General features: G+C 66.3%; 27 protein-coding genes and 2 riboswitches. Of the genes, 11 read left to right on the plus strand and 16 right to left on the minus strand.

The features are described 5' to 3' along the window. Nucleotides 1-9 precede the first annotated feature (9 nt). From EJP67_RS11795 to EJP67_RS11810, 4 genes are all read right to left on the minus strand, one after another. Nucleotides 10-957, minus strand: coding sequence for a TauD/TfdA dioxygenase family protein (locus EJP67_RS11795; RefSeq protein WP_165909619.1), 948 nt, complete (start codon nt 955-957; stop codon nt 10-12). Nucleotides 958-1027: 70 nt separating this feature from the next. Beyond that, nucleotides 1028-2029, minus strand: coding sequence for a Bug family tripartite tricarboxylate transporter substrate binding protein (locus EJP67_RS11800; protein WP_126021896.1), 1002 nt, complete (start codon nt 2027-2029; stop codon nt 1028-1030). Nucleotides 2030-2337: 308 nt separating this feature from the next. After that, nucleotides 2338-2916: a dihydrofolate reductase family protein gene (locus EJP67_RS11805; RefSeq protein ID WP_126021897.1), complete on the minus strand. Its 579-nt coding sequence runs from the start codon at nt 2914-2916 to the stop codon at nt 2338-2340. A 143-nt stretch (nt 2917-3059) separates the two neighbouring features. Continuing rightward, nucleotides 3060-4658, minus strand: a complete 1599-nt coding sequence (locus tag EJP67_RS11810) for an AlbA family DNA-binding domain-containing protein (protein ID WP_126021898.1) — start codon at nt 4656-4658, stop codon at nt 3060-3062. Nucleotides 4659-4950: 292 nt separating this feature from the next. Between EJP67_RS11810 and EJP67_RS11815 the strand changes: the two genes are divergently transcribed. Then, nucleotides 4951-5310, plus strand: a complete 360-nt coding sequence (locus EJP67_RS11815) for a hypothetical protein (protein WP_126021899.1) — start codon at nt 4951-4953, stop codon at nt 5308-5310. A 9-nt stretch (nt 5311-5319) separates the two neighbouring features. Here the strand turns inward: EJP67_RS11815 and EJP67_RS11820 are convergent, their stop codons facing one another. Continuing rightward, nucleotides 5320-5736: a GFA family protein gene (locus EJP67_RS11820; RefSeq protein ID WP_126021900.1), complete on the minus strand. Its 417-nt coding sequence runs from the start codon at nt 5734-5736 to the stop codon at nt 5320-5322. A 276-nt stretch (nt 5737-6012) separates the two neighbouring features. Here EJP67_RS11820 and EJP67_RS11825 point away from each other — a divergent pair, with 276 nt between their 5' ends. The 7 genes from EJP67_RS11825 to EJP67_RS11855 all read left to right on the plus strand — a co-directional run bounded on the left by EJP67_RS11825 (nt 6013) and on the right by EJP67_RS11855 (nt 11630). After that, the gene (locus EJP67_RS11825) at nt 6013-6558 is read left to right on the plus strand and encodes a hypothetical protein (RefSeq protein WP_126021901.1); all 546 of its coding nucleotides are present in this window, start codon (nt 6013-6015) and stop codon (nt 6556-6558) included. Then, nucleotides 6555-6872, plus strand: coding sequence for a hypothetical protein (locus EJP67_RS11830; RefSeq protein WP_126021902.1), 318 nt, complete (start codon nt 6555-6557; stop codon nt 6870-6872). Before EJP67_RS11825 ends, EJP67_RS11830 begins: the two co-directional genes overlap by 4 nt. A gap of 218 nt (nt 6873-7090) precedes the next feature. After that, complete coding sequence (locus EJP67_RS11835) at nt 7091-8392, plus strand: UDP-N-acetylglucosamine 1-carboxyvinyltransferase (RefSeq protein WP_126021903.1); 1302 nt, start codon at nt 7091-7093, stop codon at nt 8390-8392. A 92-nt stretch (nt 8393-8484) separates the two neighbouring features. Further along, nucleotides 8485-9531, plus strand: a complete 1047-nt coding sequence (locus tag EJP67_RS11840) for an NAD(P)H-dependent flavin oxidoreductase (RefSeq protein WP_126021904.1) — start codon at nt 8485-8487, stop codon at nt 9529-9531. Between the two features lie 26 nt (nt 9532-9557). Beyond that, nucleotides 9558-10235, plus strand: coding sequence for an alpha/beta hydrolase (locus tag EJP67_RS11845; protein WP_126021905.1), 678 nt, complete (start codon nt 9558-9560; stop codon nt 10233-10235). A 124-nt stretch (nt 10236-10359) separates the two neighbouring features. Next, the gene (locus EJP67_RS11850; protein ID WP_126021906.1) at nt 10360-11268 is read left to right on the plus strand and encodes a DUF3014 domain-containing protein; all 909 of its coding nucleotides are present in this window, start codon (nt 10360-10362) and stop codon (nt 11266-11268) included. Nucleotides 11269-11375: 107 nt separating this feature from the next. Beyond that, a complete protein-coding gene (locus tag EJP67_RS11855) occupies nt 11376-11630 on the plus strand; it encodes a hypothetical protein (RefSeq protein ID WP_126021907.1) in 255 nt (84 codons plus the stop codon). 34 nt (nt 11631-11664) lie between these two features. On the opposite strand, the gene gcvP is transcribed toward EJP67_RS11855, so the two are convergent. From gcvP to EJP67_RS11890, 7 genes are all read right to left on the minus strand, one after another. Further along, entirely contained in the window at nt 11665-14580 is a 2916-nt protein-coding gene (gene gcvP / locus EJP67_RS11860) for an aminomethyl-transferring glycine dehydrogenase (RefSeq protein WP_126021908.1), read from the minus strand. Between the two features lie 168 nt (nt 14581-14748). Beyond that, on the minus strand, nt 14749-15120 hold the full coding sequence (gene gcvH / locus EJP67_RS11865; protein WP_126021909.1) for a glycine cleavage system protein GcvH: 372 nt from the start codon (nt 15118-15120) through the stop codon (nt 14749-14751). Nucleotides 15121-15193: 73 nt separating this feature from the next. Then, a complete protein-coding gene (gcvT, locus tag EJP67_RS11870; protein WP_126021910.1) occupies nt 15194-16366 on the minus strand; it encodes a glycine cleavage system aminomethyltransferase GcvT in 1173 nt (390 codons plus the stop codon). A gap of 45 nt (nt 16367-16411) precedes the next feature. Next, a riboswitch (glycine riboswitch) is annotated at nt 16412-16525 on the minus strand. Nucleotides 16526-16537: 12 nt separating this feature from the next. Continuing rightward, a riboswitch (glycine riboswitch) is annotated at nt 16538-16635 on the minus strand. 46 nt (nt 16636-16681) lie between these two features. Next, nucleotides 16682-17092, minus strand: a complete 411-nt coding sequence (locus EJP67_RS11875) for a YkvA family protein (RefSeq protein ID WP_240650610.1) — start codon at nt 17090-17092, stop codon at nt 16682-16684. Nucleotides 17093-17141: 49 nt separating this feature from the next. Continuing rightward, nucleotides 17142-17690 carry a hypothetical protein gene (locus EJP67_RS11880; protein ID WP_126021911.1) on the minus strand — a complete coding sequence of 183 codons (549 nt, stop codon included), beginning with the start codon at nt 17688-17690 and terminating at the stop codon, nt 17142-17144. Between the two features lie 113 nt (nt 17691-17803). Next, nucleotides 17804-18280 (minus strand): L,D-transpeptidase Cds6 family protein, encoded by a 477-nt coding sequence (locus tag EJP67_RS11885; RefSeq protein ID WP_126021912.1) that lies wholly within the window; start codon nt 18278-18280, stop codon nt 17804-17806. 81 nt (nt 18281-18361) lie between these two features. Then, the gene (locus EJP67_RS11890) at nt 18362-19552 is read right to left on the minus strand and encodes an MFS transporter (protein WP_126021913.1); all 1191 of its coding nucleotides are present in this window, start codon (nt 19550-19552) and stop codon (nt 18362-18364) included. Nucleotides 19553-19650: 98 nt separating this feature from the next. Between EJP67_RS11890 and EJP67_RS11895 the strand changes: the two genes are divergently transcribed. Then, complete coding sequence (locus tag EJP67_RS11895) at nt 19651-20430, plus strand: AraC family transcriptional regulator (RefSeq protein WP_126021914.1); 780 nt, start codon at nt 19651-19653, stop codon at nt 20428-20430. Here the strand turns inward: EJP67_RS11895 and EJP67_RS11900 are convergent, their stop codons facing one another. The 4 genes from EJP67_RS11900 to denD form a co-directional block, all read right to left on the minus strand. Next, entirely contained in the window at nt 20431-21708 is a 1278-nt protein-coding gene (locus EJP67_RS11900; protein WP_126021915.1) for a TRAP transporter large permease, read from the minus strand. A gap of 85 nt (nt 21709-21793) precedes the next feature. Continuing rightward, entirely contained in the window at nt 21794-22288 is a 495-nt protein-coding gene (locus EJP67_RS11905) for a TRAP transporter small permease (RefSeq protein WP_126021916.1), read from the minus strand. After that, nucleotides 22285-23253, minus strand: a complete 969-nt coding sequence (locus tag EJP67_RS11910; protein WP_056522366.1) for a TRAP transporter substrate-binding protein — start codon at nt 23251-23253, stop codon at nt 22285-22287. Before EJP67_RS11910 ends, EJP67_RS11905 begins: the two co-directional genes overlap by 4 nt. 50 nt (nt 23254-23303) lie before the next feature. Then, the gene (denD, locus tag EJP67_RS11915; RefSeq protein WP_126021917.1) at nt 23304-24323 is read right to left on the minus strand and encodes a D-erythronate dehydrogenase; all 1020 of its coding nucleotides are present in this window, start codon (nt 24321-24323) and stop codon (nt 23304-23306) included. 144 nt (nt 24324-24467) lie between these two features. Here denD and EJP67_RS11920 point away from each other — a divergent pair, with 144 nt between their 5' ends. Next, nucleotides 24468-24740 carry a hypothetical protein gene (locus EJP67_RS11920; protein ID WP_126021918.1) on the plus strand — a complete coding sequence of 91 codons (273 nt, stop codon included), beginning with the start codon at nt 24468-24470 and terminating at the stop codon, nt 24738-24740. Next, entirely contained in the window at nt 24737-25798 is a 1062-nt protein-coding gene (locus EJP67_RS11925; RefSeq protein ID WP_126021919.1) for a hypothetical protein, read from the plus strand. Before EJP67_RS11920 ends, EJP67_RS11925 begins: the two co-directional genes overlap by 4 nt. The last annotated feature ends 33 nt before the right edge of the window (nt 25799-25831 follow it).

Below are 25831 nucleotides of genomic sequence, written 5' to 3' on the forward strand. Positions count from 1 at the left end.
GTCTGTTCGCTATCGAACCCGCCTCGGAACATCGCCAATGATGGTCGCGCGCATCATGTGGCGTTCCGAGGGGTAGTAGTCGGACACCGCGTAGTGCTGGACTGCCCGGTTGTCCCAGAAGACGATCGTGTCCGGCTCCCAGTGCACGCGCACCTGGTATTCCGGGATCTTGGCCTGGCGCACGAGCAGGTCGAACAATTCGCGAATCTGGGTCGGGGTATCCATGCCCCAATCCGAGCCCAGGACTTCCCGGTAGTTGGCGATGTGCGTGGTGTGGATTTCGTTCACGTACAGGATCAACTCCCCGGTTTCAGGGTGCGTGACCACCACCGGGTGCTCCACGGCGCGATGCCGGTCCCGATGCGCGGCGCGTTCGTTCGGATCCATCTTCTTGAACAACGCGACATTGACGTCGTTGACTGCCACCATGCCGTCGATCTTGCGCTTGACCTCCTCCGGCAACCCGGCATAGGCCTGAACCATGTTGCAGAAGATGGTGTCCCCTCCAACTTCCGGGCACTTGATGCAACGAAGAATCGAACCCATCGAGGGCTTCTCGTAGAACGCGGTGTCGGAGTGAAAGAGGTTTTCGGCTCCCTTCTTTTCCCTGGAAGCCTTGAGTTGAACAAGCTCGGGAAAATCCGCGTTGGCGGCCAGCAGCGGATTCTGCGTCTCGAGATCGCCGAACTTCCGGGCGAACGCCACATGCTGCGCGGGGGAGACAGGCTGGCGCCGGATGACCAGCACCCGGAAAGCCAGCAGCAGTGCACGAATCCTGGCGATGCCATCGTCATCGAGATCCGGCAGAAACAGATCCTGCAACTCCAGACCGAGCGACGGGGCCAGTCGACGGGTCTTCCAGCCCGAAGGCAATCCTTCGAGAGCTTGCTTCATGCCCGGGCTCGATTCGACAGGTGTCCAGCGTGAAGCCATTTCATCGGCAATGTTCAATGACATTCTTGTCTCCATTCAATTTATCGATGCAATTCACGAGCGGAACCTCGGGCCCGGCTCGCACAGCTTTTTCCTATTCCGCAGTCACTCCTGAAACCTTGATGAACTCCTGCCAACGCGGAACCTCCGCTTCGAGGAACTTGCGGAAATCCGACGGTGATCGAACCGCTTGCCGTCCCCCAACCTGCTCGATCAAGGCCGTGTACTCGTCGGTTTGCAGGATGGCCTGCACTGCGTTCCAGATCTCCGCGACCTTGTCCGGCGCGACACCGCTGGGCGTCAGCAGGCCGACCCATGGCACGACATCGAATCCCGGAAGCCCCGATTCGGCGACCGTGGGAATCGACTCGAGCTTGGGCAGCCGCTTCGCGCTGCTGATGGCCAGAGCCCTGATGCGGCCGCCTTGCAAGAGCGGCGTCGCGGCAGCCACCCCTTCGAAGGTCACCTGAACCTGGCCTGCGGCAAGGGCCGTCAGCGACGGCGCGGCCCCCTGATAGGGGACGTGCACGAACTTCAGCCTGGTACGCCGGATGAACTCCGTCATGGCCAGATGCGAAACGCTCCCCACGCCGGGCGATGAAAAGCTGATCTCCCCCGGATGGCTGTTCGCATAGCTGACCAGCGACTCCACCGAATCAATCGGCAGCCTGGAATTGACGAGCAGCAACAGCGGGGTGTCGTAGAGCGTCGCGACCGGCTCGAAGTTCTTCAGGGTGTTGTATCTCACGGCCTTGAAGAGGATCGGATTGATGACCAGCGCCGAAGATGCCGAGAAGGTCAGCGTGTTCAGGTCGCCGGCCGATCTGGCGACGTTGCCCAGCGCGATGCTTCCGCTCTGGCCCGGAACGTTCTCGACGAAGAAATTGCGGTCCAGCTTCCTGCTCAAGGCGGATGCCAGGTACCGCCCCACCGTGTCGACGGATTGACCCGGTGGATAGCCGATGACGATCCGCGACGAGCGATGGGAAGCGTCGCCCGCCTGCGTCTGCGTCTGTGCTTCGGCCTGGTCGGACATGCCGATGGAGAGCAGGCCCATGGACGCGGCAATCCACACGAACAGGAATCGAACTTTCATCCGTTGTCTCCATCGTTGTTCTAAGAGATGGCGCCCGAATCACGTGCACGCACCGCGTGCGTCTGCGCTCAATTGCCCGAATGGCTTGTCATCGGAACAATCATCGAACCGGGGTGAGGCCTCGTCCAATACCGTTTGGCCGGGCAGACATATGGGAATCGTATGGGTGTGGCCAGCCGCCGAAGCGGCGCCCGCCGCGTTCAGGGCTGCAGATGAGCCAGATCGATCCGAGGAGTCTTCGCTGCTCGCGCGCCAGCCTGTGGTGTCGCTGCGCAGCCTGGGCGGGTTGGCCCGCGCCGTCCAACTCGCTACGCGGGCTGCAGCGGCCCGGCGAGCTTGTAGGTATTGAGAAGGAGGCCGGACGGCGTCGTCTTGGTGCTGGCGAGTTCGAAGGAACACCCCGGCGTCCCCTCGGCGAAGAGGCGTTTGCCCGTGCCCACCAGCACCGGATAGACGATCAGCAGGACTTCGTCTGCAAGCCCATGCGCCAGCAGCGCCGAAGTCAGCGTGGAACTGCCCCACAGCACAAGGTTGGGGCCGGCCTGCGACTTGATGCGCCGCACGCCCTCGACCAGATCCGGCCCGACGCCTTCGAACGGTCCCCACGCGAGGCTCTCCGGACGATGGGTGACGACGAACTTGGTGGCCGCATTCAGGCCATCCGCCATCGGGCCGCTGGGCGCCTTCGGCCAGTAGTCCGACCACATGTCGTAGGTGCGCCGGCCCAGCAGCAGATCGAAGCGCCCGCCGTGCGCGGCAAGCACTTCGTCCCGGCCGGCGGGAGTCCGGTAAGGCACGGTCCAGTCGGCATAGGGGAAGCCGTCCTCGCTGGAGGGCTGGATCACGCCGTCGAGCGACACGTGCTCCATGAGCTTGAGCTTTCTCATCCGGGTCTCCGTGTTTGACTGTTGGGGTTGGCAGGACGGAATGAAGGAGCAACTCAGCCTTCAACTGAGCCGTTCGTTGTTCGGTTGCTCGTGAAACTCATTGACGGATTCTGAGTAGATCGATCAATGCTTGGTAGATCGGTCTAGAAATTCCCGCTTCTCATTCGAGCAACCTCGTCAACAACCAACTGCATCGGCAAGTCGAAGAAATCGAAAAGTGCATAGAGTGGGCGCAGCAATGGATGAATGATCTCTGGCAGATTGGCTTCAATCGAGTGGGTTTCGACATGCGTTGAAAGCGTGATGGCATCTTGGTGAGCAACACGGCCTTCGCGAATATTGCGGCGACCTGTAACGCTTGCCAATGATCGACCGGATAGACCTGAGTAGTGGGCAACGAACCTGATCGTGGTCGGTCCGTCGAAAAGATTACCGGCAAGACTGCGTGCATGTAGCAACGTTTCGCCTATTCGCCATACAGGCAGAGTGACATCAAAGACAGTTGCAGGGGGGGCTGGCGCACGCCCTGTCCCTAGCACCTCCTCTCCATCCTCTTGGTATCCGCGCAGTAGGAATGCCAATCCGTCCGGATGAACTCGCCAAAAATCGGAGTGGGCGGCATCACGTTGTTCCACCGGTGTGTGCGGATCGCCACCCAACCAGCACTCAATTGTGTTATTGAACAAATAGGGCTCTATTCCAGCGCGCGTTGGGTACCAAAATGGAGGCCAACCTGTATGTCGAACAACACTGGCTCTGAGTACCTCTGGCAGGTTCTCGATTGCAATCTGTCGGCTCTCTCCGGTTATTTCGTACGCCATGTAGAAGTAGCCATGTGGCATTCGGGGGGGAGCACCCGTGGGAATTCGCGCAATAAGGTTTGTCCATCGTTCGAGGCTCGACCCCACCCATTCATCAAGCCGTGCTGGAGCGGCGGGTTGCTCGACCTGTGGAACTACGCCGGTAATCAGATCCCTTATCTGATCGAACATCTCGTCACGCCGGTTTCGCAGGCAGCGATTCAGAAGGTCGTCCCAGTCTTGCGCACTTTGTGGTGTCTCACTCCTCGGACCAGGTTTGCGGACATAGATCGCGTTGTTCGAGACGGTATTTCCATTCGGGCCAGCCCTCCTGGCGCGAATTGGCATTCGATGTCCTCCAGGAACAACGACTATGGGAAAGAGAGAGCCGACCGGGTTCGCGATTAGGTGTACGGCGCAATGAAATGGTGGATCGGCGTAGTTGTGGACGATGCCGTTAACTAGATCTTGCGAATAGCCGTCGAGCGTGGCAGGTCGCCCTTGTGCCTCTACGATGCCACCGGCAGTCTCGATGAGGCCTAAGACAATGAAACCCCCACCGTGATTCGCGAGGGCTAGCACAGCTTTCGCGAATGTCGCCTTATCTTCGTTCGAAGCCTGCAGGTCAAGCCAATTTTTTATCTCACAATCAAGATCTTCCCTAGGTTCAACCAAAAGGTCGGCGAGGCGTTCGCGTGAAGTTGCCATTGAGAAATGCCTGTTCAAAGAGAGTGTGAGGAGCCTCGTCAGGATATGACATCGCAGATTCAGATTGAAGTGAGTAAAGCCTCTCTCGTTGAAATACTTCATTTGCCTGCGGCGCGGTAGAAGCAAGGCTTCAGCGGCCTGCACATGGCTAGCTGTATCGCCGTTGCGCTTGGACGGTCGTGTCTTAGTTGACGTGGTTCGTCGATTTATCCATCGACTCAACAGCAATTGCATTGACCTCCCAAACTTGACTGTTTCCATCGACAGCGCTTACATTGCCCCCGCCTCGTGATGAGCGGGGCCGGGTTTGACAGCCCGCCGACATCCTGCGACGAGAGCCGCAGCCACCGCACTGGTCTGCGGCTTTTTCGTTTGCGCCTAATTTTTAGGCGGCTCGAACGGGAGGGCTCGCGCCCTGCCGGTTTCCGCAAGGATGTCCCGGTCTGTCAACCCGTTCGAGCTGCCGCCCTCGTTTGACAGCGGGTGCGTCGGTTTCTGCAAATCGACATCCTTGGGAGGCCCACTCATGGCCAATGCTTCTTCAAACGACGCGGCAAGCGCCGACGCTCGCTGCACTTGCACGCCTTATCGCCCCGACGCCCAGTTCAAGCCTTTCGAATGGGTTCAGGGCGACCGGCTCGGCGATTCTTCGCAACAAAGCCAGGCCGCATTCCTCAACGATGCCCGCGACGTGGTGCAGGGCGCGCAGACGCTGGTGCAACTGCTCGGCTGGGACGAAGACCGGCGCGATGCCGCTTCGTCCGACGCAGACCCCGCGCCACTCTTCGATGCCTGCCATCGCAACTCGCTGCAGCGGCTGCTCTCGGCGACGCTGGGACTTCTTCATGCTCGGATCGAAGTCCAGTGCGAGGCGCTGACGGGGTAGAGCGCTTTCTTATTTGCCCGGCGGCATCTTCTCGAACTTGACCAGCTCCGGGTCGAGAACGTCCCATGCATGCCCCCGCACGCCGTACGTGACCGCCTGCGGCCTGAACCGGCCCGGGTCGTCGAGGCTCGCTGCATGCACGGTGATGACGTCCGGCATCGCCGCATAGGTCATGTAGACGGGCGAGCCGCAGGTGGGGCAGAACGCGCGGGTCTTGACGTTGCCGCTGTCGCCGACCATGTCCCACAGCGTGGCGTTGCCGGTCTGCTTCGCGCCGCCGCGCGGAAAGCTCAGGTACGAGCCGTGGCCGGTGCCGCTCTTGTGCTGGCAGTCGAGGCACTGGCAGTGGTTCTGGAAAATCGGCTCGGCCGGGATGTCGTAGCGGATCGCGCCGCATGCGCAGCCGCCGGTGTAGGAGGAGTTCATTTGTCTTGTCCTTTCGAGGTTGCCTGGACAGCGAGAGCTGGCGGCAGGCAACGAATTTATTTGGACAAGGGCAGGGCGGGCGAGTAACAAGTTCGTCGCGAATGGGCGCCGCCCCGGGGCTCAGGCTTCCTCCTCATTGTCAGCACGACGCGCTTCAACTTGCGCAAAAACACACGTTGTGGGGGTGCGAGGGCTTTGGGCTGGCTGGCGGCACATGCCCGAATCGATACCATGCGCCGGGCATCGCCAGGGTATCTGGCCAATCAAGGGAGGACAATGTCAACAGACATGAATACAGTTGGGCGTGCACAGCACTCGGAGCCAACCTTCACGCTCTATGGACGGATCGCTGCGACGTATGCGGGGTACATCGGGCGTCCCTACGCCGATCTGCATTTGTCGCTCATCATTGACGATGCCTACAACGGCATCACTGTGATCGATGGACAGCCGACCTTCGGGGAAGCAGGTTTGCACAATCTCTTGCGCATCAGGACCAACATCTACACCAACGAGTTGCCCGGCGGGGTGATCGTCAAGATTCCGCTCGATCCGCCGGCCGGGATGAGTCGCGAGACCTTCGCGCGTGAGTTGGTGATTCGTGCCACCAACTTTGCAAGCTATGTCTCACCCTATCGTCCTCCGGCCAAGCTGCGGGGCGACAAGATGAATCCCGGCGAATACAACAGCAGCTCGTACTTGGCTGCGCTCCTCAAAAGCGTGATGGGTTACGTGCCGGCGGTCCATGTGGTCGGCTACCAAACACCCGGGTGGGAGCAACCCATGCCATTGCATTTCTTCAAGGGCGAGGCGCTGCGATGAAGCCGAGCTGGCGACTTGGCTCGCACATTGCGCTCTGGGCGATTGCTTCACCTCTGGTCGAGATGCTGGCAGGGTTCATCGGGACCAAGGCGTTCTCCGCACTGGGAGCGTTTGCACCGACCCTCACCCTTGTCCTCGAGGGCGCGATTCTCTTGGGCTGGGCGGTCTGGATCTATTGGCGTCACGTGCCTGGCGCACCAACGGCCGGCCGCCGCATCGCGTACGCCATTGCCTTCGGGTGCGTGCTGTTGGCTGCCGGTTATGCAGCTCTGTGGGCGGCCTGGATGCTGGCGACCCTGCTGTTCGGTGCGTAGGCGGCGCCCGGCGTGACCATCAGGTGCGCTGGAATTTGCTCGATGTAACGCGAAAGAATTGTTATTTGAACGGCTCCAGCGTTGAAGTTCTTACAACTTCGGCCCCGTTCATGCCGCTTTCAGACGGTAAAGTCCTGTCTCCCGTTTCGGACTATTGCCGAACCTTTTCCTGCCGCCTCCACCCGGTCGCTTTCCCGCCTTCTCGCGCGCTCTTCTCCATGTCCAACCTCATCGTGCACGGCGGTACGCCGCTGCGTGGCCGCATCACCCCTTCCGCCAACAAGAACGCAGTGCTGCCGGTGCTCTGCGCCACGCTTCTTACCTGGGAGCCGCTGCGCCTGCATGGGGTGCCCGACATCACCGACGTGCGCAAGATCCTGGACATCTTCCGCACCCTGGGCAGCGACGTGCGCATGGACCACGAAACGGGCACGCTGGAGCTGCATCACCGCGAGACGGCCTTCGACGCGTCGCGCCACCGGCTGCCCGAGGAGATGCGCTCGTCGATCATGCTGGTGCCGCCGCTGCTGGCGCGCTTCGGCGTGGCGCGTCTGGAGGACAACGTCAAGGGCTGCACGCTGGGCGTGCGCGAGATCGATCCGCACGTGGAGGTGTTCCAGCGCTTTGGCGGCGAGGTGGAGCGCACCGAGGGCTCGCTGCTGGTGCGCAGCAAGGGCCGGCTGATGCCCACCGACCACTGGCTGGACTACGCCTCGGTCACGACCACCGAGAACTTCGTGCTGTGCGCGGCGGCCACTGACGGCGCCTCGACGCTGACCAACGCGGCCTCGGAGCCGCACGTGCAGGAGTTCTGCCGCTTCATGTCGATGATCGGCGTGCGCATCGAGGGCATCGGCACCTCGCGGCTCACGGTGCACGGCGGCGGCACACTCAAGGGCGGCGAGTTCCGCTTCGACGAAGACTTCCACGAGATCACCACTTTTCTCGCGCTGGGCGCCATCACCGGCGGCGACGTGATCGTGCGCAACAGCGCGCCCGAGAACTTTCCGCTGCTGGACCGCACCTTCGCCAAGTTCGGTGTGCAGATCGAGCACAAGGAAGGCTGGTCGCGCGCCATCCGCAGCGGCCCGCTGAAGGTGCAGACGCCTTTCACGAGCAACGTGCTCACCAAGGTGGAGGCGGCGCCCTGGCCCTACTTCCCGGTGGACCTGCTGCCGATCTTCATCGCGCTGGGCGTTCGTGCCGAAGGCAACGCGATGTTCTGGAACAAGGTCTACGACGGCGCACTGGGCTGGACGGGCGAGCTCTCGAAGTTCGGCGCGCACGTGTTCTCGTCCGACCCGCACCGGCTCATCACCTTCGGCGGCAATCCGCTGACGCCGGCGGTGGTCGAGAGCCCGTACATCATCCGCGTGGCGATAGCGCTCTTCATGGTGGCGGCCAGCATCGAGGGCCGCTCCGAGATCCGCAACGCGGCGCCCATCCGCCGCGCGCATCCGCGCTTCGTCGAGAACCTGCGCAGCCTGGGCGTGCAGGTGGAGTGGACGAGCGAGGAGTGAGCTGAAGCGGGGCGATGACCCTGCCGCCGCGGCGACCTCCGGCTTGGCCGGAGAATGGCCGGCATTCGACGAAACAGAAGGAGCGCCCTCGAATGACCACGCTGCAACAACTCCTCGGAACGGAACTTCCGCTCATCCAGGCCCCGATGGCCGGCATACAGGTCAGCGCGATGGCCATCGCGGTCAGCAATGCCGGCGGCCTGGGCTCCCTGCCGGCGGCCATGCTGGGCACCGACGCCCTGCGCAGCGAGATCGCCGCGATCCGCGCTGGCACCGACAAGCCCTACAACGTCAATTTCTTTTGCCACACGCCGCCCGTGCCCAGCGCCGAGCGCGAGGCCACCTGGCGCACAGCGCTGGCGCCTTACTACGCCGAGTACGGCATCGACGCCGCGAGCATTCCGGCCGGGCCGGGGCGCAACCCCTTCAGCGCCGAAGTGGCCGACTTGCTGGCCGAGTTCCGGCCGCCGGTGGTGAGCTTCCATTTCGGGCTGCCTCCCGAGGCGTTGCTGGCGCAGGTGCATGGCTGGGGCGCCAAGGTGTTGGCCTCGGCCACCACGGTCGAAGAGGCGCTGTGGCTCGAGGCGCATGGCGCCGACGCGGTCATCGCGCAGGGGCTGGAGGCAGGCGGGCATCGCGGCCATTTCCTCTCGCACGACCTGACGAAGCAACTCGGCACCTTCGCGCTGCTGCCGCAATTGGTCAAGGCGGTGAAGCTGCCGGTGATCGCGGCGGGCGGCATCGCCGATGCCGATGGCGTGGCGGCGGCGATGTCGCTGGGCGCGGCGGGCGTGCAGATCGGCACGGCCTACATGCTGACGCCCGAGGCGACGACCAGCGCGCTGCATCGCGCGGCGCTCAAGAGCGAGGCGGCGCGGCACACGGCGCTTACCAATCTCTTCACCGGGCGGCCGGCGCGCGGCATCGTCAATCGCGTGATGCGCGACCTGGGCCCGATCGGTTCGGCGGCTCCTGAGTTTCCGCTGGCCACCTCGGCCATCGCACCGCTGCGCGCCAAGGCCGAGGCGAAGGGCAGTGGCGACTTCTCTCCGCTGTGGTCGGGGCAGAACGCGACCGGCTGCCGCGAGATTCCGGCGGCCGAGCTCACCCGTGCGCTGGCAGAAGGATTCCGCCGATAGGAACGACAAGAGAAAAGTCCAGGACCATGACCCAGCTTCACCTGCCCCTGAAATTCCTCGCGCACGGCGCGCAACCCGGTGTTCGCGAGCCCTGGCTGCTGGTGCTGATGCACGGCGTCGGCAGCAACGAGCAGGACCTGTTCGGCCTCGCGCGGATGATGCCGCCGCAGTTTCACGTGCTGAGCCTGCGCGCGCCCTATGTGCTGTCGCCCGACTCCTACGCGTGGTTCGAGTTCGAGGTGCTGCCCGGCGGCGAACGCCGCATCGACGAGGAGCAGGAGCGCGAGAGCCGCTTTCTCGTCGGCGAGATGGTCGCTTCGGCCGCGCAGCAGCTGGGCGTGCCTGCCGAGCGAGTGATCGTCGGCGGCTTCAGCCAGGGCGGGATCATGGCGCTGTCGCTGCTGCTGACCAGGCCCGAGAGCGTGCGCGCCGCCATGGTGTGGCACAGCCGGCTGCTGTCGCAGGTGGTGCCGCATATCGCGCCGCCCGAGGCCTTCGAGGGCAAGGCGCTGTGGGTGAGCCACGGCAGCGCCGACAACGTGATTCCGCCGAGCGCGGCGCAGGCCACGCGCGAACTGGCGCGCACGCTGCCGCTGGCGCTGTCGGGCACGGACTTTCCGGGCGCGCACGAGATCCGTCCGGCGGAGCTGCAGGCCACGCTGGCGTGGCTGCAGTCGCTGAGCGCGCAGGCAGGCCCAGCCTGAGCGACTGAACTTCAGCGCGGTCGCCGCGTCACAGGGCGTTACGACGAGGCGGGCCGGCCATGACCCGATCTGGTGCACCATAGCCGCTCGCCTTCCTGACATTCCAGCACAAGGAACCGCCCCTATGTCCGACAGCGACACCCGCGACACCCCCGAGTTCAGGCCCCGCCGCGAAACGCCCATAGGAACCATCGTCGTCGGCGTGCTCGTGCTGCTCGCGGCCGCGTTCTTCGGCTGGCGCTGGTACCAGCAACAGCAGCAGGCCCCCGAGGCCACGCCGGTGGCCACGGCCCCGAACGACGGGGCGCCGCCCGCGCCGGCACCCGCGCCCGCACCTCAATCCCAGGAACCGCGAAACCCGATGGACGGGATCGCGGTGCCCGACGCGGGCCTGACCACTGCCACCGACACTGATACACGCGTGATGAAGGCGCTCGTCGACCTGTTCGGCAGCAAGAACGTGGCCGACTTCCTGCAGTTCGACGGCATCGTGCGGCGCTTCGTGGCAACGGTGGACAACCTCGCGCGCGAGCAGGCGCCCGCGAGCGCGTGGCCGGTGCAGCAGACCAAACAGCGCTTCATCACCTCGGGGCAGGGCGACAAGCAGGTCATCGCCGCCAACAACGCGGCGCGCTACAACCCCATCGTGCTGTTCGCCGAGTCGGTCGATGCGGCGAAGGCGGCCAAGGCCTATGCGCGGCTCTATCCGCTCTTCCAGAAGGCCTATGAAGAGCTGGGCTATCCGGGGCGCTACTTCAACGACAGGCTCGTCGCCGTGATCGACCACCTGCTGCAGGCGCCCGAGCCCGCCGGTCCGGTGCAGGTGCGGCTGGTCGAGGTGAAGGGCGACGTTCCCTCGCAGCGCCCGTGGGTGCGTTACGAGTACGCCGATCCGCAGCTGGAGGCCATGTCTTCGGGCCAGAAGATCATGGTGCGCATGGGCCTGGAGAACGAGCGCAAGGTGAAGGCCGCCATGCGCGCCTTCCGCGAGCAGGTGGCCACGGGCGACGTGGCCAGGAAGAAGCAGCCCTGACGCAGCGGGCGTTCTTCCGGCGCTCCGTGTAGGCGCACACCGATTGCATGCCCTGCGGTTGTCGCGGAGGCTTGGTTGCCGAAACCCAAGCTCCGGAGGACAACCGTATGAACCAGATGAGCGTCGACCTCTACCAGAGTGCCACCGATTCGGAGAAATTCCTCGCGCTTCCCGCGGGCACAGACCCCGCCGAACTCATGGGTCCGATGACCTTCGACCGGGACTACGCGCAGATCAAACGTTACCGCGAGGCATTCATGTTCGATCCGTCGGAGGCCTATGCGGGCGTCAATGCCGCGAAGATCGCGGCCGACATCCTCACGGTGAAGTGGGCGACCTACCGCCGCGATCCTTCGTCATAGAAGGACGCGGCTTCCTTTCCTTCGGTCACTTCGCTCAGGCCTCTTCGGCTTCCTCGCTGTACTCGCTCACCGGCACGCAGCTGCAGAACAGGTTGCGGTCGCCGTAGACGTTGTCGACGCGGCCGACCGGCGGCCAGTATTTGGCGCTCTTGAGTTCGGCCAGCGGGAACGCGCCAAGCTCGCGCGAGTACGGGTGGCTCCACTCGCTGCCCAGCAGGCTCGCGGCCGTGTGCGGCGCGTGCTTGAGCGGGTTGTCTTCCTTCGGCCAGACGCCTTCCTCGATGCGGCGGATCTCGCCGCGGATGGCGATCATCGCGTCGATGAAACGGTCGAGCTCGGCCAGCGGCTCGCTCTCGGTGGGCTCCACCATCAGCGTGCCGGGCACGGGGAAGCTCAGCGTGGGCGCGTGGAAGCCGTAGTCGATCAGGCGCTTGGCTACGTCTTCTGCGGTGACGCCGCTGGTGTCCTTGAGCGGGCGCAGGTCCAGGATGCACTCGTGCGCCACATGCCCGTTGGGGCTGGAATACAGCGTCGGGTAGTGGTCCTTCAGGCGCGCGCTGATGTAGTTGGCGCTGAGGATGGCCGTCTCCGTCGCGGCCTGCAGGCCCTTGGCGCCCATCATGCGGCAGTACATCCAGCTGATCGGCAGCACCGCCGCGTTACCCAGCGGCGCTGCCGACACCGCGCCCACGCCGTTCGACGCCACGCCGGCCGTGGCATGGCCCGGCAGGTAGGGCACGAGGTCTTCCACCACGCAGACCGGGCCCACGCCGGGGCCGCCGCCGCCGTGCGGAATGCAGAAGGTCTTGTGCAGGTTCAGGTGGCTCACGTCGCCGCCGAACTCGCCCGGCGCGGCCACGCCGACCAGCGCGTTCATGTTGGCACCGTCGACGTACACACGGCCGCCGTGCGCATGCACCAGCTCGCACAGCTCCTTCACGCGGGTTTCGAACACGCCGTGGGTGCTGGGGTAGGTGATCATCACCGCGGCCAGGTTGGCGCTGTGCTTCTCGCAGGCGCGCTTGAGGTCGTCGAGGTCGACGTTGCCCTGCGCGTCGCAGGCCGTCACCACCACCTGCAGGCCGACCATTTGCGCGCTGGCCGGGTTGGTGCCGTGCGCCGACGACGGAATCAGGCAGATGTTGCGATGCCCCTGGCCCTTGGCCTCGTGGAAGGACTTGATGGCCAGCAGGCCCGCGTACTCGCCCTGCGAGCCGGCGTTGGGCTGCAGGCTGATGCCCGCGTAGCCGGTGGCCTCGCACAGCCAGGCGCGCAACTGGGCGTCGAGCTGGGCGTAGCCCTGCAGCTGGTCGGCTGGCGCGAAGGGGTGGATGTTCGCGAACTCGGGCCAGGTGATGGGGATCATCTCGCTGGTCGCGTTGAGCTTCATGGTGCAGCTGCCCAGCGGGATCATGCTGCGGTCGAGCGCCAGGTCCTTGTCGGACAGGCTGCGGATGTAGCGCAGCATCGCCGTCTCGCTCTTGTGCGTGTTGAACACCGGGTGCGTGAGGAAGGCGCTGCTGCGGCGCAGCTCCTCGGGAATCAGCGGCGTGGTGCTGCCCGAGAGATCGTCGAAGCGCGGCGCCTGCTTGCCGGCGGGCGCGAACAGGCCCCACAGCGTTTCGACGTCGGCGCGCGTGCTGGTCTCGTCCAGCGAGATGCCCAGGTGCTGCTGCAGGCGCTGGCGCAGGTTGACGCCGGCCGCGTGCGCGCGTTCGATGATCGCCTGCGTGTCTTCGCCGGTGCGGATGGTCAGCGAGTCGAATGCGGTGGCGTTCACCGGCTCGCGGCCCATCTGCGCGAGGCCCTTGGCCAGCACCGCGGTGAGCGCGGCCACGCGCTGCGCGATGCGCGTGAGGCCGTCGGGCCCGTGGTACACGGCGTACATGCTGGCCACCACGGCCGGCAGCACCTGCGCGGTGCAGATGTTGGAAGTGGCCTTCTCGCGGCGGATGTGCTGCTCGCGCGTCTGCAGCGCGAGGCGGTAGGCGGGCTGGCCGTGCGTGTCGACACTCACGCCCACGAGGCGGCCCGGCAGCGAGCGCTTGAACTCGTCGCGGCAGGCCAGGTAGGCGGCGTGCGGGCCGCCGTTGCACAGCGGCATGCCGAAACGCTGCGTGGTGCCGCAGACGATGTCGGCGCCCCATTCGCCGGGAGGCGCCAGCAGCGTCAGCGCCAGCAGGTCGGCCGCGACGATAAAGGCGGCGTCGCACTGGTGCGCATGGCCCGCGAGCGGGCGCAGGTCGTGCACGTGGCCGGTGGTGGCGGGGTACTGCGCGAGCACGCCGAAGAAGGCGCCGCTCACCATCAGGTGCGGCAGCGTTTCCGACACGGTGCTCACCTTGACCTCGATGCCCAGCGGCGCGGCGCGCGTCTTGATGACTTCGATGGTCTGCGGATGGCAGTCGCCCGAGACCAGGAACACGTTGCTCTTGCTCTTCACGCTGCGCTTGGCCAGCGTCATCGCCTCGGCGGCGGCCGTGGCCTCGTCGAGCATCGAGGCGTTGGCGATGGCCATGCCCGTGAGGTCGCACACCATCGTCTGGAAGTTGAGCAGGGCTTCCATGCGGCCCTGCGAGATCTCGGCCTGGTAGGGCGTGTAGGCGGTGTACCAGGCGGGGTTTTCGAGGATGTTGCGCAGGATCACGCCCGGCGTGTGGTTGCCGTAGTAGCCCTGGCCGATGAAGTTGCGGAACACCTTGTTCTTCGACGCCATCGCCTTGAGCTCGGCCAGCGCGTCGGCTTCGGTGACCGGGGCGGGCAGGCGCATCGGCTTCGAGCGGCGGATGGCGGCGGGCACGATGCCGTCGATGAGCTCCGCGCGCGTTTCCGACCCGATCGCCGGCAGCATGCGCGCCTCGTCCGCCGCGTCGATGCCGATGTGGCGGGCAATGAATTCTTCGGCGTTCTCGAGTTCTTGCAGGGTGGGAAGGGCAGCGGGCTTCGACATGGCAGTGCTGTTGATAAGAGCTTGGGGCGGAGGAGCGGGGTCAGAACGCAGAAGTCGCGAAGGTTTCGCAGAGGTCGCAGAAGGAAAACCAAAAGATGATTCGGTTTCTTCCGCGACTTCTGCGTAGTTTTTGTATTCCTTCTGCGTTCGGCTTTCCGATTTCGAGGATCAGGACTCGGCAGCGAACTTGTCGTACGAGGCCGCGTCCAGCAGCGCGTCGAGCTGCGAGGGGTCGCTCAGCTTGACCTTGAAGAACCAGCCGGCGGCCAGCGGGTCGCTGTTGGCGAGCGACGGGTCGGCGCGCAGCTCTTCGTTCACTGCGGTGATTTCGCCCGACACGGGCATGAACACGTCGGCGGCGGCTTTCACCGATTCGACGACGCCGGCGACATCGCCCTGCGCGAAGGTCTTGCCGACTTCGGGCAGGTCGACGAACACCACGTCGCCCAGCGCGTCCTGCGCGTGCACGGTGATGCCGACGGTGGCCGCGTCGCCTTCGGCCGACACCCATTCGTGGTCCTTGGTGTACTTGATGCTCATGGTGGAAAAACTCCTCGTGGAAAAAATGGATCGGGGTGCAGAGCCTAGCCGGGTCCGCGGCGTTCAGTCGCGCTCATCCCCGGTAATAGCGCGTCGGCACGAAAGGCATGGTCGACACCTCCATCGGCACCGGCTTGCCGCGCACGATGGCCTGCACGCGCGTGCCGGGCTCGGCGAACGCGGTGGCCACGTAGCCCATGGCGATGCAGCGGTCGGCCGTGGGGCCTAGCAGGCCGCTGGTGACAGTGCCGATGTCCTGGCCCTCGAAAGACTGCAGTACCGTGCCGTCGCGCACCGGAATGCGCTCCAGCGCCACGAGGCCCACGCGTTTGCGCTTCAGCGTGTCGTGGTCGGTGTGTCCGGCCGCGCCGGCGGTGGAGGCGGCCAACTGCGCGAGCACCTTCGCGGCACCCGGAAAGCCGCCTTCGCGCGCGCCGCCCGCGCGGCGCACCTTCTGCATCGCCCAGTTGAGCGAGGCCTCGACGGGCGTGGTGGTGGTGTCGATGTCGTTGCCGTAGAGGCAAAGGCCCGCTTCGAGCCGCAGCGAATTGCGCGCGCCCAGGCCGATGGGCTTGACCTCGGGCTGGGCCAGCAGCAGGCGGGCGAGGCGTTCGGCGTCGGCGGCGGCCACCGAGATCTCGAAGCCGTCTTCGCCGGTGTAGCCGCTGCGGGTGACGAAGGCCGCAATGCCGTCGATCTGCACCGCGCCGCCCGTCATGAACACGAAGCGCTCGATGCCGGGCGACAGCCGCGCCAGCGTGGCCGCGGCCTGCGGGCCCTGCAGCGCGAGCAGCGCGTTCTCGGGCAGGGGGCGCACCTCGCAGCGCGAGCCGATCTTCTGCTGGATGTGAGCGATGTCGGCCACCTTGCAGGCGCCGTTGACGATCACGAAGATCGAGCCGTTGCCCTCGTTGAAGAACATCAGGTCGTCGAGGATGCCGCCCTCGTCGTCCAGCAGCAGGCCGTAGCGCTGCTTGCCGGCGGGCAGGTCGATCACGTCGACGGGCATCAGGGTCTCGAAGGCGGCCGCGGCGTCGGGGCCGACCAGGCGCAGCTGGCCCATGTGGGAAATGTCGAAGAGGCCGGCCGCGTCGCGCGTGTGCTTGTGCTCGGCCATCAGGCCCGCCGGGTACTGGACCGGCATCGAATAGCCGGCGAAGGGCACCATGCGGGCGCCCAGCTCCAGGTGGAGGTCGTACAGCGGCGTCTTGAGAAGTTCGGTAGCGGGGGCGGAAGAAGCGGCCACGGGGCACTCCAAAGGGGCAGTCGAAATCCATGACGCAAGCCATGGGCCACCCCTGCTGTCCGCTTTACCTGAGAGATTCGCCCCACGATCGGGGTTTGCTCCTTCGGTGGGCCGCTGCTCCTGTTTTGGATGCGGCGGCCTCTCTCCAGCAAGGAAACGCCGGTTTTCACCGGCGCCTCGTCAGTCCTTTTGCCTGAGCGTTCGGGGGAAATTTGCCCCCTGCGCCTTCGGCGGCCCCGGCTTGCGGGGCTCTCTCCTGACCCCGGCGAGTGTAGTTGATCGAGCGGCCCGGCCGGCGGATATGCCTTGCCGCGCTCAACGCGCCGACAGATACCAGGCCCCGAGCCCGGCCGCGATCCAGACGGCCACGACCAGCGCGGCGCCCCAGCGGCTGGTCGGTTTGGAGCCGGCACTCTGCATCCAGGCATCGGCCTGCTCGCGGCACTCGGCGAGCACGGGCGCCGGAACCATCCGGACCGCGAGCCAGATCAGCCCCGGCAGCAGCAGCACGTCGTCGACGTAGCCCAGCACCGGAATGAAGTCGGGGATCAGGTCGATCGGGCTGAGCGCATAGGCCACCACGAAAACGCCCAGCGCCTTCGCATACCAGGGCGTGGAGGCGTGCCGGCAGGCGAACCAGAGCGTGACGCCGTCGCGCTTGAGGCGCCTGGCCCAGTTTCGAAGGCGCGCGGACAACGAGGTGGAGGCGGGAGGCGGGGAATTCACCCGGCGATGGTGTCACAGGCCGTGGCGGCCATCGCCCCGATCGAAGTTCTCAGTGAATCACTTCGGCCGGCGGCAGCAGCCGGTCGATGCGCTCGCGCAGCGACTCGGCGCGCTCCGCGCCCGCGGTCTTCTCGATCTCGGTGAGCATCAGCGCGGCGATGGTCAGCATGGCGTTGCGGTCGCGTGCCTCGCGCAGGGCGTCGCGCATCTGCAGCGCGAACTTCGGGTCGCGGCGCACGAACATGCGCTCGCAGATGTCGAACAGGAACATGCGCGTGGTCGCCAGCGAACGCTTGCCGTCGAAGGTGTCGGCGGAGGTGGCGACCTGGATCGGCTCGACGGCGGGAATGGGCGAGGGCGCGGGCTGTGCGGGGGGCTCGGCTTCCGCCGCCGCGGCCTTCGTGCCCTGCAGGTAGCCCTTGTCGATCAGCGCCTGGATGGTCCGCTCGGCTTCATCGCGGTTGGGGAAGAGGGGACTGAAGTCGGTCAGGGAGCGCCGGCCGTCGGCCATCAGCAGCAGGGCGCGTTCGCGCTGGGTGAGCGTGCGCTGTCCGCCCTGGAGTTCGTTGCGCGCCTTGTCGGTCTTGGTGGGAAACATGGCAGCCACAGCTTTGGGGAAACGAAGGCTGCAGCATGGTTGCAAGTGGTGACACCTTCGTGAACCGTTTGGCTTACAGGGGCATTGCGTCCCGCCTCGTCCGGGCGCCTGCATCAGCCGCCCGCGCTCTCCTTGCGGATGAGCCAGCGGCCCTCCACGCGCTGCAGCTCCAGCGTCTTGCGGCTCTTCTCGCGCAGCTTGTCGGCGCTGTAGGTCTGCTGGAAGCTGGCGGTGGCCGCCTGCCCCTTGAGGCTGATGACGAGGCTGTCGATCTCCACGCTGATGGCGGCCTTCTCTTCGATGCGCGTACGGCGATCGGTCTCCCATGCCTTGCGGTCCTGGCCGCGCGGGGGTGTGAAGTCGCTCGCATAGGCGGCGAGGTAGCGGGCCACGTCGCGTGCGGACCATGCGGCGGCCCAGGCGCGCACTGCGGCTTCGACTTCGCGGATGCCTGCTGCGGGATCGGCCGGTGCGGCGGCGGCTGCCGGCGCGGTGGTCGCTGCCGGCGCGGCCGTCGTTGCCGGCCCGGCGGCGAAGGCCGCCGGAGCCAGCAGCGCGCTCCCCAGTACGCAGCTCAGGAATCGATTCATGGCGCGGTGTCCCTCCTTGTCGTTTCGCCGGCCCTTCGGCCCTGCGCCCGATTCTGGCAGCGAACATGCGCCGGGCCGCTTTCAGGCGGCGGCAGCTCCTTCGGCGTCGGCCGGCATCGCCTGCATGGCGCGGTTGCGCAGCCGCAGCGCGAAGACCGTCGCCACGCACAGCACGCAGAGCACTGCTGTCAGCGTGACGCCGAGGCCGCGCGCGTCCGACAGCATGCCGAAGAACGGCGACACCAGCCCGCCCACCGACAGCGCCAGCCCCAGCGCGATGCCGCTGGCCGTGGCCGGGTTGCGCGGCAGGTAGTCCTGCGCGAGCGTCACCTGCGCGGCGAAGGGCAGGAACATGCACAGGCCGAAGAGCGCGGTGCAGGCAAGCGCCCATCCTGCACTCGGGGCGAGCACGATGCCCGCGAGCGAGGGCAGTGCAAGCAGATAACCGGCGCGGATCGTGCCCATTCGCCCGATGCGGTCGCCCAGCCAGCCGCCGATCAGCGTGCCGACGGCGCCCGCCGCCGTGAACATGGTGAGCGCCGCCGCGCCCTGGAAGGCCGAACCTTGCAGGTCGCGCGTGATGCGCAGCGACAGCATCGACATCACCGTGACGTACGGAATCGACCAGCCCACGATGGTCGCCACCAGCAGCCCGAAGGCGCGCCAGTCGTTGTGGGGCTTCATCAGGTGATCGCCGGCCTTGCGGGCCGCTGCTGCGTTGCCCGAGGCCGCCCCGCGCCGCGCGTTCGCGGCGAACCACACCACGCCCATCGCCAGCGCCGGCACGCCCAGCAGGTAGCTGTGCGACAGGCTGCCGCCGCCCACGACGGCGGCCGCCAGTACCGGCGCGAACGAGGCGCCGATGGTGCCGCCCACCGAGAACACGCTCATCGCCTTCTGCGAGCCGCCGCCGGCCGCGCGCGCCGCCACCGTGGCCGGTGGGTGGTAGGCCGCGATGCCCAGCCCGCACAGCGCCATCGCGATCCAGGTCAGCAGGTAGCTCTGGCCCAGCCCCGCCAGCACCACGCCCAGCGCGGCGACAAGGAAGCCCGTGGGCACCAGCCAACTGCGCGGGTGCCGATCGGCGTACAGGCCGAAGAGGGGCTGCACCACGCTCGACAGGCCCGTGGCCGCCAGCATCAGCCCGCTGACTGCCGTGTAGCTGTAGCCGCGCTCCAGCACCATGAATGGCAGCAGGGCGGGCACGAGGCCCTGGTAGAGGTCGTTGACGGCATGGGTGCCGGTGAGCAGCCCGAGTCGGCGCTTGTTCATGACGGATGCTTCTTTCGTTTGCAGGAGGAGTGGAAAAAAGCATCGTAGGAAGCCGTGAGAAGATGTTCCTGCTACGAATTGGCAAGCATCGTCGAGAAATGGACAAAGAAATTGATCTCCGGCCGGAGCACGGCGAGTCGACCCCGCGCGCCGTCGCGGTGCTGGCGACCGACCCGGCGGGCGATGCCTTCATTCCGCCGCACACGCACCGACGCGGCCAGCTCATCCACGCGATCTCGGGCGTGATGCTGGTGAGTGCCGCCGCCGGCAGCTGGGTGGTGCCGACCGGTCGCGGCGTGTGGGTGCCCGGCGGCATGGAGCACCAGATCCGCATGGCGGGCGAGGTGCGCATGCGCACCGTGTTCGTCGAACCCGGCACGCGGGCCGACCTGGGCAGCGAATGTCGCGTGATCCACGTCGGCGCGCTGCTGTGGGAGCTGATCGTCACGGCCGTGTCGCTGCCGCTGGACTACGCGCCGGGCGGCCGCGACGAGCGCGTGATGGAGCTGATCCTCGACGAGATCGAGGCCGCACCCGCGCTCTCGCTGCACGTGCCGATGCCGCGCCACGCCCGGCTGGCCGCGCTGTGCGAGGAGCTGGTGCGCGACCCCTCGCTGCCCGCAACGCTGGACGACTGGGCCTCGCGTCTGCACATGAACACCCGCACGCTCGCGCGCCTGTTCCAGCGCGAGACGGGCATGAACTTCGGCGCGTGGTGCCGGCAGGCGAGGCTGCTGCTGAGCCTGCCCCGGCTGGCGGCGGGTGCGTCGATCCTGGAAGTGGCGCTGGCCCACGGCTACGAGAGCCCGAGCGCCTTCACCGCGATGTTCCGGCGCACGCTGGGCGTGCCGCCCAGCGTGTACCTGCGCCGCGGCTGACTACCTCGCGTAGACCAGGTCCCGCAGCGCCAGAGAAATCCACGGCACGTAGGTGATCACCATCAGGCAGCCGAGGATCACCAGCACGAACGGCACGAGGTGCTTCACGATGCGGTCGAGCGAGATGCGCGCCACCGTGCAGGCCGCGAACAGGTTCACGCCGAAGGGCGGGGTGATCATGCCGAGCGCGAGGTTCACCACCATGATCAGGCCGAAGTGCACCGGGTCGATGCCGAAGTGCACCGCCACCGGCGCCAGGATCGGCGCGAGCACGATGATCGCCGCGCTGGTCTCGATGAACATGCCGATCACGAACAGCGCCGCGTTCACGCCCAGCAGGAACATCGCCGGCGACTGCAGCACCTCCTGCAGCCAGCGGCCGATGGCGTCGGGCACGCCGGCACGCGTGATGAGGAACGCGAACAGGCCCGCGTTGGCGATGATGAACATGATCACCGCCGACGACACCACCGACTTGCGCAGGATCGCGTAGAGGTCGGCCAGCCTGATCTCGCGGTAGATCAGCATGCCCACCACCAGCGCGTAGAACACCGCCACCGCGGAGGCTTCGGTCGGCGTGAAGATGCCGCCGTAGATGCCGCCGAGGATGATCACCGGCATCAGCAGTGCCCAGCCGGCCTGCCACAGCGCGCGGCCGAAGGGCATGCGGCCCTCGCCGTCGTTCTTGCCCCAGCCCTTCCACTTGCAGTAGACCCACACGAACAGCATCAGCGCAAGGCTGATCAGGATGCCGGGTCCGAAGCCTGCGATGAACAGCTCGCCGATGGACACTTCGGCGCTCACGCCGTACAGGATCATCGGGATCGACGGCGGGATGATCACGCCCAGCTCCGCGCTGGTGGCCTGCAGGGCCGCAGCGTACGAAGTGGGATAGCCGTGCTTGATGAGCGCGGGGATCAGGATGGCGCCGATAGCGAAGGTGGTTGCCACCGACGAGCCCGACACCGCCGCGAAGATCATGCAGGTGAGCACGCAGGTCATCGGCAGGCCGCCCTGCACGCCGCCCACGATGCTCTTGGCGAACTCCACCAGGCGACGCGAGATGCCGCCCGTTTCCATCAGGTTGCCGGCCAGGATGAAGAACGGAATGGCCGCCAGCGGAAACTTGTTGATCGAGTTGAACATCTCCTTCACGGAGATCAGCATGTTGGCGTTGGTCACCTGGATGCCCAGGATCGACGCCAGCCCGATGGACACCGCCACCGAGATCGACAGTGCGAAGCACAGCACCATCGTCGCGACCATCACGGTGCTCATGATGTAGCCCCCACGTTCGGCACTTCGTGTCCTCGCTGCCCCCCGAGGGGGCCGTTCGCTTGCTTGGGGCGGCCCGGCGCGGCGCTCATTGCGCCGTCTCCAGCTCGAGCCGTTTCGGGTCGAGAAAATTACCGACGATGCCGAACAGGCAGAAGAGCGACCCCACTGGCAAGGCCAGGTAGGACCACAGCATCGAGACGCTCTCGAGCCCGGCCATCGACTGCACGCGACCGCGGATCGCGTAGTCCCAGCCCCACCACAGAACGACCAGCATCAGCGTCAGCGCGGCCAGGCTGACCACGGCGTCGAGCACGCGGCGGATGCGCGGCGGACTCCAGCGGTAGAGAACGTCCACGCTCACCATCGCGCCCTGGCGGAACGCGGTGGGAATACCGAGGAACACCATCCAGATGAGGCTCACGCGGATCAGGATCTCGCTCCACTCGGCCGGCTGCTCCAGCACGAAGCGGGTGATGATCTGGAACAGGCCGAGGCTCGACGCAACGACCAGCATCAGGCAGGCCATCAGCATCGAGGCGCCGGTGGTCCAGCGCTCGATGCTCAGGAATTTTTCTTTCACTTGTAGTCGCGGATCTTGTCGAGGTTGGCCTTGCCGAATTCCTTCTCGAACTGGGCATTGACCGGTGCGAGCGCGGCGACGAACTTGGCCTTGTCGACGTTGTCGATCACGGTCATGCCCTTGGCGCGCAGGTCGGCCACGCCCTTGGCGTCGTCCTCGTCCACGCGCGCGCGGTTGGCCTTGGTGCCTTCCTTGGCGGCGTCGAGGAAGGCCTGCTTGTCGGCCGCGCTGAGCTTGTCGAAGCTCGCCTTGTTCATCAGGAAGATGCAGGGCGAGTAGACGTGGCCCGTGAGCGACAGGTGCTTCTGCACCTGGTCGAACTTGGCCGAGATGATGACCGGCAGCGGGTTCTCCTGGCCGTCGACCGTGCCTTGCTGCAGCGCGGTGAACACCTCGGGGAAGGCCATGGGCGTGGTGATGATGCCGAAGCCCTTGTAGGCGGCGATGTGCACCGGGTTTTCCATCGTGCGCATCTTCAGGCCCTTGAGGTCTTCAGGCGCCTTCACGTCACGCTTGCTGTTGGTCATGTGGCGGAAGCCGTTCTCGGCCCATGCCAGCGCCTTGAAGCCCTTGGCGTCGAACTTGGTCAGCAGGTCCTGGCCGATCGGGCCGTCGAGCACCGCGCGTGCGTGCGCCTTGTCGCGGAACAGGAAGGGCACGTCGAGGATCTTGGTCTCGGGCACGAAATTCGGCACCGGGCCGGTCGAGGAGAACGCGAGTTCCTGCGTGCCCAGCTGCACCGCCTCGATCGACTCGCGCTCGCCGCCGAGCGAGCCGTTGTAGAAGGTCTGGACCTTGTAGCGCCCGCCGGTGCGTTTCTCGACTTCCTTGGCGAAGGTGTCGATGGCAACGCCCTGGTGCGAGTTCTGCGCGGTCGAGATGCTGATCTTCATGGTCGTCTGCGCGAAGGCGACCGAGCTCAGGGCGAGCGAAAGGCAAGCGGCGGCGATGGGGCCGAATTTCATGGTGTCTCCGGGGAGTTGGGTCAGGAACGCGTCAGGCGCGCTTCGTCCGACTATGCCGTAACCGGAAGCTTCACCGCGTCGGGATTTTCACGGACGTATTCGCGGATGACGGCCTCGAAGCTGTCGTCCGCCGCCAGGCCCAGCGCCTTCGCGCGCGCCGTTTCGATGCGCCCCGGCCAGGTCTTCACGATGCGCATGATCGCCGGGTCGGGCGTGCGGTCGAGCAAGGCGGTGGCGGCCTTGCCGGCCACGCGCTCCAGCGCCGCGGCCATCTCGCCCACCGTGGTCGGCAGCGAAGGCAGGTTCAGCGCGGTGCGTGGTCCCCATTGCGCATCGCTCGCCTCGGCGGCGCGGATGATGCCCTCGATGGTGCGAGCCGGTGACGCGATGGCGACAGGCGTCTCGTCGGGCACCGGGCAGGCCGCGCGCAGCCCCGCCAGCGGCTCGCGGATCATTCCGCTGAAGAAGCCCGAGGCCGCCCCGTTGGGCTTGCCCGGGCGCACGCTCACCGTCATGAGCCGCACGCTGCGCCCGCGCACGAAGCCCTTGCGCGTGAAATCGGCCACCAGCTGTTCACCAATGAATTTCTGGATGCCGTAGCTGGTCTGCGGCGTGGGCAGCGTGTGATCCTCGATCACCTTCGGCAGCGGCTGCTCGGGCGAATCGCCGAACACCGCGAGCGAACTGGCGAACACCAGCACCGGCTTCGTGCCGAGACCGCGGACCCGTTCGAGCAGCGCATGCGTGGCGGCGAAGTTGCTGCGCATGCCGAGGTCGAAGTCGGCCTCGCATTCGCCGCTCACCGCGGCCGCCAGGTGGAAGATGGCGTCGGCCTCGCGCCAGGGCGTGGCATCGGCCTGCGCCGAGAGCTGGTCGTTCAGGTCGCCGGTGATGGCCTTGATACGCGCGTCGGCCGTCAGGTCGGCCGGCGGGGCCGCGCGGTCGACCAGCGTGATGCGTTCGATGGGACGGGCCGCGGCGCCGGCCAGTGAAAGGCTGCCTTGCGCGAGCAGCGTGCGTGCGAGTCGCGCGCCCAGAAAGCCTGCGCCGCCGGTGATGATGATCTGCATGGGGCGGGTCTCCTGTCTTGTCTCCTGAGAGCTTCGAGGATAAGCGGGCAGCGGCGAGGGCGGGAGGCCTGTGGCATGCTCGATCTCAGCTTGTGCAGCGGAAACCGTCGCGACCGAGCGCCCCTCATCGACAGGAGACACTGCATGCTCACGGTCATCGTCTTGTGGCTTCTTGCCGTGGCATGGCTCGTTGCGAACGGCATGTTCGCCGAGAAGCCTTCGCCTCAGTACCGGCGCAGGCGAACCCTGGTGGCCTGCATGTTCCTGGGCGGTTGCACGGGAGCGCTCGCCGGCCTGGCGGGGCCAGGCTTCTCGCTCGCGGGCTCCATCGTCGGTGCCGCGGCCGCCGGGTTCGTGGCGCGCAGCCTCGTTGACGTGCGAAAGCCCGCCCCCGGTGCAGAAACAACGACGCCATGACGATCAAGTTCCCACCCGATTTCCTCGAGACGCTGCGGCAGCCGGTGCGCGTCGAGGCCGATCTCGACAGCCAGTCCTCGTTCTTCTCGCGCAAGGAGATCAGGGATTTCTATCTTTCGGTGATCGAGAGCCCCGAGAAGAACGATGTGCTGCTGCTGGCGGCCGACGAACTGCCTCGTCTGCATCCCCACCGGGCCGCGCTGCTGGCGCTGTTCTGCGGCGCGCTCGTGGAGGACGGGGCCGACCCGCGCCTGCTCTTCGGCGCGGCGCTCGAACTCATGGCCGGCCTGCTCGTCTCGCTCGAACCGTTCTGCGCGACACAGCCTCAGGACGATGGCGAAGAGGCAGACCCCGAAGAAGTCGCCGAATGGCAGGCTGCGGAGGCGGCCCTTGGCGCGCTGTCTGCACCGGAGCGTTTCGAGGTCGAGGCACGGCAGGCCGCGGCCGGCCTGCTGGTGCTTCCGCTGATGGCCATGCTCATGCGCGACGTGCGCAACCACCGCGCCCTGCTGGCCGACGGCGAACTGGTGGCGCGCATCGATGCGTTGGCCGTCAACGATTCGCTGCCGATCGACGGTCTGCACTTCCTGCAGCGGGCCGCCGAACTGGCCTACGAGGACGAACTGGTGGTGGTGCTCCCGGCCTCCGGCACCGGCATGGTGGTGAAGGCCCACGCCATCAACAACAACTTCCACGCGTTCTCGCTGCTGCAGAAGCTGATGCGCAAGCGCGCCAAGGCGCTCGGCATCCACCCGCCCGCACGCGAGGCGGGCGCGACCGCAAGCCGCGACACCGACTGCGCCGAGTACCTGTGGCTGCAGGCCGATGCCTTCAGGAACGGCGAGCTGGTCGATCCCATGGCGTGGTCGTGGGGCGAAGGCTCGCTGCGCGAGAACGCCCGCAGGCAGGGGCGGCTGGTGCTGGTGGCGCTGGACACGCAGGACAAGCCCAGCCGCAGCTGGAACGGATTCAACCGCGTGCTCCATTCGGAACAGAAGTCGCGCGTGTCGCTCGTGCGCATGCTCACGCCCGAGGAAGTCGCTTCTTACCTTGCCTGAAGCGGCGGGTCTTCCGGCCAGGCCAAGAAAAAG

Origin of the sequence: Variovorax guangxiensis (assembly GCF_003952165.1) — a bacterium.
In the GTDB taxonomy this organism is placed as follows: domain Bacteria; phylum Pseudomonadota; class Gammaproteobacteria; order Burkholderiales; family Burkholderiaceae_C; genus Variovorax; species Variovorax guangxiensis.

Bases quoted from the DNA above. Each gene is read 5' to 3' on its own strand.
- EJP67_RS11795 (WP_165909619.1), bottom strand. From the start codon at position 957: ATGTCATTGAACATTGCCGATGAAATGGCTTCACGCTGGACACCTGTC.
- EJP67_RS11800 (WP_126021896.1), bottom strand. From the start codon at position 2,029: ATGAAAGTTCGATTCCTGTTCGTGTGGATTGCCGCGTCCATGGGCCTG.
- EJP67_RS11805 (WP_126021897.1), bottom strand. From the start codon at position 2,916: ATGAGAAAGCTCAAGCTCATGGAGCACGTGTCGCTCGACGGCGTGATC.
- EJP67_RS11810 (WP_126021898.1), bottom strand. From the start codon at position 4,658: ATGCAATTGCTGTTGAGTCGATGGATAAATCGACGAACCACGTCAACT.
- EJP67_RS11815 (WP_126021899.1), top strand. From the start codon at position 4,951: ATGGCCAATGCTTCTTCAAACGACGCGGCAAGCGCCGACGCTCGCTGC.
- EJP67_RS11820 (WP_126021900.1), bottom strand. From the start codon at position 5,736: ATGAACTCCTCCTACACCGGCGGCTGCGCATGCGGCGCGATCCGCTAC.
- EJP67_RS11825 (WP_126021901.1), top strand. From the start codon at position 6,013: ATGTCAACAGACATGAATACAGTTGGGCGTGCACAGCACTCGGAGCCA.
- EJP67_RS11830 (WP_126021902.1), top strand. From the start codon at position 6,555: ATGAAGCCGAGCTGGCGACTTGGCTCGCACATTGCGCTCTGGGCGATT.
- EJP67_RS11835 (WP_126021903.1), top strand. From the start codon at position 7,091: ATGTCCAACCTCATCGTGCACGGCGGTACGCCGCTGCGTGGCCGCATC.
- EJP67_RS11840 (WP_126021904.1), top strand. From the start codon at position 8,485: ATGACCACGCTGCAACAACTCCTCGGAACGGAACTTCCGCTCATCCAG.
- EJP67_RS11845 (WP_126021905.1), top strand. From the start codon at position 9,558: ATGACCCAGCTTCACCTGCCCCTGAAATTCCTCGCGCACGGCGCGCAA.
- EJP67_RS11850 (WP_126021906.1), top strand. From the start codon at position 10,360: ATGTCCGACAGCGACACCCGCGACACCCCCGAGTTCAGGCCCCGCCGC.
- EJP67_RS11855 (WP_126021907.1), top strand. From the start codon at position 11,376: ATGAACCAGATGAGCGTCGACCTCTACCAGAGTGCCACCGATTCGGAG.
- gcvP (WP_126021908.1), bottom strand. From the start codon at position 14,580: ATGTCGAAGCCCGCTGCCCTTCCCACCCTGCAAGAACTCGAGAACGCC.
- gcvH (WP_126021909.1), bottom strand. From the start codon at position 15,120: ATGAGCATCAAGTACACCAAGGACCACGAATGGGTGTCGGCCGAAGGC.
- EJP67_RS11880 (WP_126021911.1), bottom strand. From the start codon at position 17,690: ATGTTTCCCACCAAGACCGACAAGGCGCGCAACGAACTCCAGGGCGGA.
- EJP67_RS11885 (WP_126021912.1), bottom strand. From the start codon at position 18,280: ATGAATCGATTCCTGAGCTGCGTACTGGGGAGCGCGCTGCTGGCTCCG.
- EJP67_RS11890 (WP_126021913.1), bottom strand. From the start codon at position 19,552: ATGAACAAGCGCCGACTCGGGCTGCTCACCGGCACCCATGCCGTCAAC.
- EJP67_RS11895 (WP_126021914.1), top strand. From the start codon at position 19,651: ATGGACAAAGAAATTGATCTCCGGCCGGAGCACGGCGAGTCGACCCCG.
- EJP67_RS11900 (WP_126021915.1), bottom strand. From the start codon at position 21,708: ATGAGCACCGTGATGGTCGCGACGATGGTGCTGTGCTTCGCACTGTCG.
- EJP67_RS11910 (WP_056522366.1), bottom strand. From the start codon at position 23,253: ATGAAATTCGGCCCCATCGCCGCCGCTTGCCTTTCGCTCGCCCTGAGC.
- denD (WP_126021917.1), bottom strand. From the start codon at position 24,323: ATGCAGATCATCATCACCGGCGGCGCAGGCTTTCTGGGCGCGCGACTC.
- EJP67_RS11920 (WP_126021918.1), top strand. From the start codon at position 24,468: ATGCTCACGGTCATCGTCTTGTGGCTTCTTGCCGTGGCATGGCTCGTT.
- EJP67_RS11925 (WP_126021919.1), top strand. From the start codon at position 24,737: ATGACGATCAAGTTCCCACCCGATTTCCTCGAGACGCTGCGGCAGCCG.